This is a genomic window from Oceanobacillus kimchii X50 (assembly GCF_000340475.1).
GTDB lineage: Bacteria > Bacillota > Bacilli > Bacillales > Amphibacillaceae > Oceanobacillus > Oceanobacillus kimchii.
Map to the genome: position 1 here is coordinate 2,329,759 of NZ_CM001792.1, position 9,699 is coordinate 2,339,457.

Below are 9,699 nucleotides of genomic sequence, written 5' to 3' on the forward strand. Positions count from 1 at the left end.
AACTTTATTCAGAAAAAACTACTTAAGAGGTGATAAATATGACATTAAATATATCCAATCAATTAGCGTTACTATCAGACATACTTGACGAACAACACGGAGAATGCTGTGCTTCAGTAAGTGAGTGTCAACAGATTGGAAGGCTTGTTCAATCCATACTTGACCGAGAGCAAATCACGGATGAACAACTTCTTACTATTCTGCCTGAAATATATAATTATGGCAGACAAGGCGAAGAAGCACAAAGTCTGCCGGATCATGTAAGTTCAAATAAAAATAATATAAAACATTGGATAAATGCAATTGAACAAACTAACTTAAAATAAACTTCTTATTTGATCATTTAATTCCTGTAAATCCCATAGACGTTGGCGAACCTTTTCCGGTTCATTTCTTGTATTATGCCAACTTAAAAAATGGAGGGAATCATGTAATAAATACCAATACATGCGAGTAAATAAATTCTGGCTTGGTTCTATGCCATATTGTTTTAACCATGGAACCCAGTCTTCTTTTGGTAAATACCATTTTAAAAGCATACCAATATCTGTTGCTGGATCAGCAATCATGGCATTATCCCAATCAACTAAAAAGATATTTTCTTCACTTGTTAGTATAAGGTTATTATGATTTATATCACAATGACATACTGCGAGCTGCTGGTCGCGAGTTTCCGGTAACAATTTCTCTAAATAATGGATAGCCTCTATTACTTCACTGTAACTATCGATCATCCCTTGTTTATCAAGTTTATATTTTATTGATTTTAAACTTTCATCTGAAGTAACTGGTTTCTTTCCCATTCTTAGCAGCATATGCAAAAGCTCTGTAGAGTGATGTATTTTATTTAATAAATCAGCCACGTTTTGTTGTTGCATTTCATAAACATTTAGTGAACGACCTTCTAACCATTCTTGTGCGGTAATGACATCACCATTTTCCATACGTTTCGTCCAAATTAATTTAGGAACAATTCCTTCAGCAGATAATACAGCAAGAAACGGTGAAGAATTACGTTTTAAAAATAAACGTCTCCCGTTCTTTTCCGCTATAAAAGCATCCCCAGTAAGACCTCCTGCTGGAGTAATATTCCACCCTGTGCCTAGAGCTTGCTCAAGCCACTTAATCATAACTTCTTCACATCTTTCAAATTTAGCGTTCAATTATACATTGTATCTAGATTTCATATAAAATACAATTATTGCTTTTTATTTATTATAACTGAGATTGGATTTTTATCTTTTTTTATTTTACAATTAACAGTATAATCTGTCTGTCCATCTACTTGATAGCAAATATATTTATCTGATAATACCTCGACCGTATCAGCTTCGAATAACTCAACTTCCTTAAAATAACGATGCCACCCAAAAATTACCGATATAAATAATAGAAGTACTTTCCATTTAGGTATTGTGTGAATGATTATACCATACATTTTATTTCGATTATTCTTTGCATGAGGTAATATCTTTAAACCTCCACCATAATATGGATGGTTACCAATAGATACCATCCAACAATTATTTAACTTTCTTGTTATTCCATCGATAGAAACCTGCATATTTTTAGGCTTATATGTGCGCAGAACTTTTACAAGAGAAGCTAAGTAAACCATTTTTCCTATCCCTAATGAGTTAAAATACTTTTTTGATCTTGCACTATTTGCATTCTCGGTAATTTCAGCATCGAATCCAAAACCTAGACTATTGACCATTTTTCGAATGCAATTATTGGTTTTATATACACAAAACCAATAATCAATTGGTTGATTGAAAGCATCGACTTTTAAAGCGTGTTTTTTCAAATTAATTCCCTTAGCAAAATCATTTCCTGAACCGCTGGGAATGAATGAAATGGGGATATGATTATTTACATTATCTAAACCATTTATTACTTCATGCATAGTTCCGTCTCCACCAACAATAAATAATCCTTTTAGCTTCTTATTATATTCATGTAAAATTTCTCTCACTATTATCTCTGCATGAGTTGGGTAATCTGTAAAATATACCTTTTTTTCTAACAGCGTACGATATTGTTCCATTTGTTGTATCTGTGAAAAAATATACTTTGCTCTTCCCTCTCCAGCTGTCGGATTCACAATAAATATAAACATTAGCTTTCCGTGTTCTCTGCTTCCCATTCAGGACGTCGAATTGAATTAGAAATTGATTGTTTTAATAAACACTCAGCTACATGTAGTTGTGTTTTTTTTAATGGAGATGAAAGGTTTCTTTTTTCATTTAGCCATCCTTCAAAAGCTACCCGATCTACCACCTTTGTTTGATATGGTGCTGTTGCATATAAAATACGGTTGGTTCGAGAAATTACCGTTTTCTTAACCGGAATGTCTATATTGTGTAGCTGCAGGATGCCTTGAATCCATTTCTCTGACCTTTTTAAAGAAATTAATGGGTTAATAACTCGTTCATTATCTTCTCCTCTAGTCACAGTCCATGTACGTTCTTCGCCAGCCATAATTACAGCTTCTTTCTCTACTTCAAGAAAATGTATTATTTCAACATCTAAAGGACTAATTAAAAGTATATCTGATTCTACTGGAGCTTGTTTTATTTCAAATACAGGCATGTACATGACGAAGTATGTATCAGGGAAACGTTGTAATAAAAAACGAAGAAGTTCATCATGATAAAATTTTGATTCTACTACTGATACTCTTGAGACCGTAGAAGTTGCCCATTTCATTTGTATATCAAACAATTGATCCAAAAAATAATGCTTAAGATCTTTTTCAGAAGATGGTAAAGACTCATACGCATCTTCCTTTCCATGATTTTCTGATTCAATTGACTCTACATAGATATCTTTTCTTCTTATACGTTTTTTCCACCTTTGGAGTATTCCTTCTTTTGATGTCTCTACAGGTTCATCTACTTTTTCCCTATCCATCTCTGGTTGCTGCCATATTTGATAAAGCCTTTCCCATTGATCTTTTTTTTGACGTATATATTGCGTAGGATAACGATAAGTGTCCCACTCATAACGTGATATATAATCTTGTAATTTGATTAATTGCGCCATGTTTACATCCCCTTAACCACGTAATGGAAAACTCCTATATTTTTGGTATTTTGGCATTTGCTGTGGAAAGATTTTAAATAAATGGATAGTATCTACTTCAAAACTCGTTGCTATAGATTGTACATTTTTTTGCATCATTTCAAATTGTTTACTATCTAAATTATTAGATGGATCATTCCATTTCTTAGCTAAAGTGATATGCGGTCGATATGGGCGAGTATCTATGGAGAATTCCATTTGTGTTAACATACTACTAATCTGTCGATAAATTTCATGTAAATCATGAGAGTGTTTAAGGCCTGCCCATAATACTCTCGGCTTCTCATGATTACCAAATATCCCTAATTGATCCATCGTTAAAAAAAATGGCCTCTTTTTTAATTTATTTAGATAATATTCTATATAAGTTAATTGTTTATCGTCTAATTCACCTAGAAATGTTAGTGTTATATGAAGGTCAGATTTATGTGTCCATTGTCTATACGAAAAGGAGGTTGGAAATTTCCGTTGAACATCATTTAAACTTTGTTTGACATGATTAGGTAAATCTATACCAATAAAATAATGGGCCAATATTTCCACCTCCTCTTTACTTATTTACTACTTTAATGATTTACAATACTGTAATTCATCTTCCGTTAATGGGCGAAAGTTACCAATTGGCAAACTTTCATCTAATTGTAGGTTTCCCATCTGAATCCTTTTTAAATAGGTTACTTTACAACCAACAGTAATAAACATTCGCTTAATTTGATGGTACTTCCCTTCTGTTATCGTTACCTTAACTTTATTTGATTGTTTATTTACTATTTCCAATTTAGCTGGTTTCGTTTGATACCCATCATCTAATGTTAATCCTTCTTGAAATTGTTCCATGATATTTTCCGGAAATTCACCACTTATATAAGCAATATATACCTTCTCGACATGTTTTTTTGGTGAAGTTAACCGATGAGCAAGTTCTCCATCGTTCGTAATTAATAGTAGTCCTTCTGTATCTTTGTCTAGTCTACCTACAGGGAACGGATCAAACTTCTTCTCATCTGCTGATAATAAGTCAATTACTGTCCGATCTCGTTTATCAGAAGTCGCAGATACTACACCAGGTGGCTTATGCATCATAAGATAAATATGTTTTTGATAAGTAATTAATTCTTCATCAACGCATACTTGATCATGCTCCGGGTCTACATGCATTCCATTGTCTTTGACAATGGCTTCATTTACTGTTATTCGCTTCGCCTTTAGTAATTGCTTCACTTCCTTACGAGAACCGACTCCCATGTTAGCGAGTAATTTATCCAACCGCATGATTTCCCTCCTATCTATTCATAAATCGGCCAATAAGCGGTATTTTTCCATCAAATACATGCTCTAATAACGTTGATTTATAAGCTAATAGTAGATATACTACTCCGCCTACTGTCACTCCAAAGATAAGCATTACAATCGCAGCCCATCTCTCCTCTTGGAACGGTAAGAAAATACCAAGAACTAATTTTAACATCAAGATTACCACACACATAACTGCAGTAAATATCGTAATGAGCATCGTCCGTTTTATCGTTTGTTTAAACGAAAAATCGATTGTCGTTTTCAATCTCCATAAATTCATGATAACTGCAATTAAAGCGGCTAATGCAGTTCCAAGAATAGCACCTTTTCCGCCAAACAAGTGAATAAATTGATTATTTAATAGTATTTTTACTAATAATCCAGTAAGTAAACTAATAACCGCATAGTTTTGCTGATCAATCCCTTGTAACATTCCAGCAGTTACTGTTATAAATCCAAACAATAATGCTACTGGCGCATACCAAGCCATTAATTCCGCTCTTGCACCTAAATCATCCATTGTAAATAATGAACCATAAATTTCACCAGATAACATTGCTATCCCTGCTGAAGCAGGTACAACTAATACTAGAATTACTTGTAATGCTTGATTTAAAAGCTTTGTGTACGTTTCTCGTTTATTTTTAGTAAAGGCCTCTGTAAGGGACGGTAACATTGCTAATGACAAACCTGTTGCAATTGTCATTGGAATAATTATTATTTTATGGCCATAGTTCATGATTACGGAAGAGGCCAGTATCCATTCATCTTCTCTACCACTTGCATTCATCGCTGGTTCAAATGTAAATTGATCGACTAACTGATATAACGGTATAGCTAATCCGACTAATACAAATGGACCTGCATACCGAAAAAGTTCTTTAAATAAATCTTTTGTTTTTAAATCATACGTATAACGTTGTGCATCGATTTGTTTTTGTAAATGTGATTTTCTTTTTTTCCAATATAAAAACAATATTACACATGAGGCCAGTGCTCCTAATAATGCAGCAAAAGCAGAGAAGCCTACTGCTGTTGTTTTAGACCCCCCCAATACGAAGACGATTACGTATGAACCACCTAATATAAATAAGATGCGAACAATTTGTTCAATGACTTGCGATACAGCTGTCGGTCCCATGGATTGATGACCTTGGAAAAAACCACGTACAATACTCATTGCTGGAATTATGATTAAAGCGAAACTAACCATACGTATAACGTAAGCAACATCATTAGAGGTAATAGCTGAATTATCCCCTCTAATTTGTAAACTAGCTATCCAGTCAGCTGTTGAGAACATAACAATAAATGCTACAAGGCCAGTAAATAGCATTAATGTACTTCCGGCCTTAAACATTCGCATCCCGGTTTCATAATCACCTAATGAATTATATTTTGATACAAATTTTGACACTGCAAGTGGAATGCCTACAGTAGAGAGACTAATAAATATACTATAAGGTGTGTAAGCGTAGGCAAATAACGTCCCACCAGCATCACCGACAATTGCATAAAATGGAATTACAAAAATCATTCCTAAAAACTTGGATAAAAACGATGCTCCCGATAGAAGCATCGTTCCACGTACCATTTTTGACATTTTAATAGTTCACCCACAATTACGATTCACTCGTTAGATATTTCATTTCTATGTATTTCAATACTTATCAATTTTATCATACTTTTAAATACCTTTCTTATATAAGATTCTTCACTTAAGGGGATTTTTTGACAATTATACTGGTATTTGTTCTTTGACTCTGGAAAATGGTACGATACTATAGAAAGGAATGAAGATAATTGAAATATGATGTAACTGTAATTGGTGGTGGTCCATCTGGTTTAATGGCAGCTTTATCAGCTGCAGAGCATGGAGCAAAAACACTTCTTATTGAAAAAGGAAAAAAACTTGGTAAAAAACTTGCTATATCTGGCGGAGGTAGATGCAATGTAAGTAATCGATTACCTCAAGAAGAAGTTATACGACACATTCCAGGTAATGGAAAATTTCTTTATAGCGCCTTTTCCATATTTAACAACTATGACATTATTGATTTTTTCGAGAATTTGGGTGTAGCATTAAAAGAAGAAGATCATGGCAGAATGTTCCCTGCTTCTAATAAAGCGATGGATGTTGTTAACACGTTAATAAATGAATTAAAACGTTTAAATGTAACGATTCAAATGAGTACAAAGGTACATTCCATTTCCTATGGAGATACACAGCATACTATTCAATTAGATAATCATACAAACATTCAAACAACTGCTATCGTAATCGCTTCTGGTGGGAAGGCAGTACCGCATACTGGTTCCACTGGGGATGGATATGAGTGGGCAAAAGCTGCCGGACATACAATAACCAAATTATACCCCACTGAAGTTGCCTTAACCTCAAAAGAATCATTTATTAAAGAAAAAAGATTACAGGGACTTTCCTTGAGAGATGTTAATCTAAGTGTATGGAATAAACGAGGAAAAGCAATAATTACGCATAAAATGGATATGATTTTTACTCATTTCGGAGTATCCGGTCCCGCCGTTCTTCGATGTTCACAATTTGTTGTAAAAGAGCTAATGCGAGGAAGAGATTCCGTAACGATGCATTTAGACGTTATCCCCGATAAACCAGAACAAGAAATCTTACAATGGATGAAAAATCAAATAAAAACTCATCCAAAAAAGGCATTTAAAAATAGTGTAAAAGGAATAGTTCCAGAAAGATTCATGGAATATTTATTAGTTAAATATGATGTAACAGACGAGCAAAAATGTGCAAATATCTCCAATGAAATTATCAATGATCTTGTTTATGATATTAAACATTTCACTTTCGAAGTAAACGGTTCTTTACCAATAGAGAAAGCTTTTGTAACAGGCGGTGGTGTTTCAATTAAGGAAATTATACCAAATCAAATGCAATCGAAAGTAATGGACAGATTATTCTTTTGTGGTGAAATTCTTGATATACATGGATATACAGGTGGTTATAACATTACTTCTGCTCTTGTAACTGGCCGATTAGCTGGAATGAATGCTGCAAAAGCATCCATCACTTCCAATTGATACCGCTTATGAAATAACTGTTATACGTTCATTCTATAAATGTCTGATATTTTATAGAAAGGGTGATTTACTCTTGAATAATCAAAGTAAATGGTTACCAATTATTGCGTCTGTAGGTATGGGAGCTGCAACTTACTACACCATGACAAAAAACAATCAAAACATTGGACAAACCGTTCAAAAATTCGCGCCTTTTTTATCAGATAGTGGAGGCAATAATGGTAATAGTGGACAAATGGGACCGTTTGGAATGAGTTAAGTCAAACACGGGTACGGAGGAGTACAATATATACTCCTCTTTTCCTTTTTATATACTAGCATATAGAAATAATTATGTGTATAATTGTTAGAATAATTACATCATACAATTAAGGAGAGAGAAACCATCATGAAACAATTTGGACTACTTATCCGAATCATCCTAGCCATAGTTCTTGGTATAGTTTTTGGAACATTTGCCAATGAATGGCTGGTACGATTATTTGCTACTTTTAATGACATTTTTGGTGGCTTTTTAACATTCATTATACCTCTTATTATCATTGGTTTTATTGCACCAGGTATAGGGTATATGGGGAAAGGTGCAGGAAAACTTCTTAGCATTACTGCACTTATAGCTTATATTTCTACAATAATTGCAGGAATTATAGCATTTTTATTTGCTAAGTCCTTGTATCCAACAATATTAAGTGGACACAGTCTAAAAATGTTTGATGACCCAAGCAGCGCTTTAGAAACTGGCTTCTTATCTTTTGAACTAACACCACCCTTAGAAGTGGTAACTGCACTTATATTAGCCTTTGTACTAGGTATAGGAGCTGCAGCAATTAAAAACGATTCATTGTTAAGAGTAATGACTGATTTTAGGTCTATCATTGAACTAGTTATACAAAAAGTTATTATTCCATTGTTACCAATTCATATTTTTGGAATCTTTACAAATATGACTTATGCAGGTCAAGTAGCATCCATTTTAAGTGTTTTTTCAGTTGTTTTTGCAATGATTATTGTTTTACATATTATTTACCTGATATTTCAATATACTATTGCTGGAACGTTAAGTCGACAAAATCCATTTAGTATGCTTAAAAGGATGATACCGGCTTATTTTACAGCTTTAGGTACACAGTCTTCTGCTGCTACCATTCCGGTAACATTACAGCACACAAAAAAATTACATGTAAAAGGTAATGTTGCTGATTTTACTGTACCCCTTTTAGCAAACATCCATTTATCAGGAAGTACCATTACTATAACTAGTTGTGCTTTAGCTGTAATGTTCTTACAAGGATCAGTCGCTACAATTGGTTCTATATTGCCATTTTTACTTGTATTAGGAGTAACAATGATCGCTGCACCTGGCGTTCCAGGTGGTGCTGTAATGGCGGCTATTGGATTATTAGATACTATGCTAGGCTTTGGACCAACAATGGTTTCTTTAATGATTGCATTATATCTTGCTCAAGATAGTTTAGGAACTGCTTGTAATGTGACAGGAGATGGAGCAATTACCAGTATTGCAGATTCGATAAATAATAAGTGGAAAATAACAAATGATGATGCTTAATTAGATTATTCACTAAGATAACTTACTAAAACTGCTTTTCACGTAGGGAAAGGCAGTTTTTATTCACACTAAAATAAGTGTTGGGTTAAGAGTAAAATTAACATTAAAAACTAATTATAATAAAAAAGAAATTATAGGTTAATTTAGATAGATAAGGCTACTAACCTAGGAAATATATAAGAAAAACATTGCCATCCATAGAGAATGAAAAAATAATACTTTTACTTATTTAAATCAATTTTATAATTAAGATATCTTGATATATTATAGAAGGTAGTAATAGAAGTTTTATGAGCAGGAGGATGATTTTATTTTACGACATTCACTATAGAGCGCAAATAGATGATATTTAGTCACAAATAACAAGATAACATGTTGTTTCTATGATAGATAGATTAGTGGATGTCACGTATGATCAAAGCGATATATTTTCTCACATGAGTATTCTCGAAAATAATATTTATGTATGTTAGTTTAGTTTAAATTTTCCCGATAAAAAGACGGATTAGCTTAATAGCTAATCCGTCTTTTTATCGTTGCCTGGCGGCGTCCTACTCTTGCAGGGGCAAAGCCCCAACTACCATCGGCGCTGAAGAGCTTAACTTCTGTGTTCGGCATGGGAACAGGTGTGGCCTCTTCGCTATCGCTACCAGACTAATTGGTCTGTTGTTATTTAGGATTGT

At 33.6% G+C, this 9,699-nt stretch carries 10 protein-coding genes and 1 rRNA gene; 4 read left to right on the forward strand and 7 right to left on the reverse strand.

Annotated elements, in window-relative coordinates; translation table 11 throughout:
• The first annotated feature begins 38 nt into the window (after positions 1-38).
• Entirely contained in the window at positions 39-326 is a 288-nt protein-coding gene (locus C794_RS12145) for a YtzH-like family protein (protein WP_017797409.1), read from the forward strand.
• Here the strand turns inward: C794_RS12145 and C794_RS12150 are convergent.
• The 6 genes from C794_RS12150 to C794_RS12175 form a co-directional block, all read right to left on the reverse strand.
• On the reverse strand, positions 318-1,130 hold the full coding sequence (locus tag C794_RS12150) for a phosphotransferase family protein (RefSeq protein ID WP_017797410.1): 813 nt from the start codon (positions 1,128-1,130) through the stop codon (positions 318-320). The two genes, C794_RS12145 and C794_RS12150, sit on opposite strands and share 9 nt — an antisense overlap.
• Before the next feature lie 68 nt (positions 1,131-1,198).
• A complete protein-coding gene (locus C794_RS12155; RefSeq protein ID WP_077596608.1) occupies positions 1,199-2,146 on the reverse strand; it encodes a diacylglycerol/lipid kinase family protein in 948 nt (315 codons plus the stop codon).
• Positions 2,119-3,045: an NERD domain-containing protein gene (locus C794_RS12160; protein ID WP_017797412.1), complete on the reverse strand. Its 927-nt coding sequence runs from the start codon at positions 3,043-3,045 to the stop codon at positions 2,119-2,121. The genes C794_RS12155 and C794_RS12160 overlap by 28 nt, the downstream gene beginning before the upstream one ends.
• A 12-nt stretch (positions 3,046-3,057) precedes the next feature.
• A complete protein-coding gene (thpR, locus tag C794_RS12165; RefSeq protein ID WP_154648746.1) occupies positions 3,058-3,627 on the reverse strand; it encodes an RNA 2',3'-cyclic phosphodiesterase in 570 nt (189 codons plus the stop codon).
• An 18-nt stretch (positions 3,628-3,645) separates the two neighbouring features.
• Positions 3,646-4,356, reverse strand: a complete 711-nt coding sequence (locus C794_RS12170) for a pseudouridine synthase (protein WP_017797414.1) — start codon at positions 4,354-4,356, stop codon at positions 3,646-3,648.
• A 10-nt stretch (positions 4,357-4,366) separates the two neighbouring features.
• The gene (locus tag C794_RS12175; RefSeq protein ID WP_017797415.1) at positions 4,367-5,983 is read right to left on the reverse strand and encodes a putative polysaccharide biosynthesis protein; all 1,617 of its coding nucleotides are present in this window, start codon (positions 5,981-5,983) and stop codon (positions 4,367-4,369) included.
• A 200-nt stretch (positions 5,984-6,183) separates the two neighbouring features.
• Here C794_RS12175 and C794_RS12180 point away from each other — a divergent pair, with 200 nt between their 5' ends.
• The 3 genes from C794_RS12180 (at position 6,184) to C794_RS12190 (ending at position 9,016) form a co-directional block, all read left to right on the forward strand.
• Positions 6,184-7,449: a BaiN/RdsA family NAD(P)/FAD-dependent oxidoreductase gene (locus C794_RS12180; RefSeq protein WP_017797416.1), complete on the forward strand. Its 1,266-nt coding sequence runs from the start codon at positions 6,184-6,186 to the stop codon at positions 7,447-7,449.
• Positions 7,450-7,522: 73 nt separating this feature from the next.
• Entirely contained in the window at positions 7,523-7,708 is a 186-nt protein-coding gene (locus C794_RS12185) for a hypothetical protein (protein ID WP_017797417.1), read from the forward strand.
• A gap of 129 nt (positions 7,709-7,837) precedes the next feature.
• Positions 7,838-9,016 (forward strand): dicarboxylate/amino acid:cation symporter, encoded by a 1,179-nt coding sequence (locus C794_RS12190; protein WP_017797418.1) that lies wholly within the window; start codon positions 7,838-7,840, stop codon positions 9,014-9,016.
• Positions 9,017-9,554: 538 nt separating this feature from the next.
• Here the strand turns inward: C794_RS12190 and rrf are convergent.
• Positions 9,555-9,670, reverse strand: a 5S ribosomal RNA gene (rrf, locus tag C794_RS12195).
• Positions 9,671-9,699: the final 29 nt, after the last annotated feature.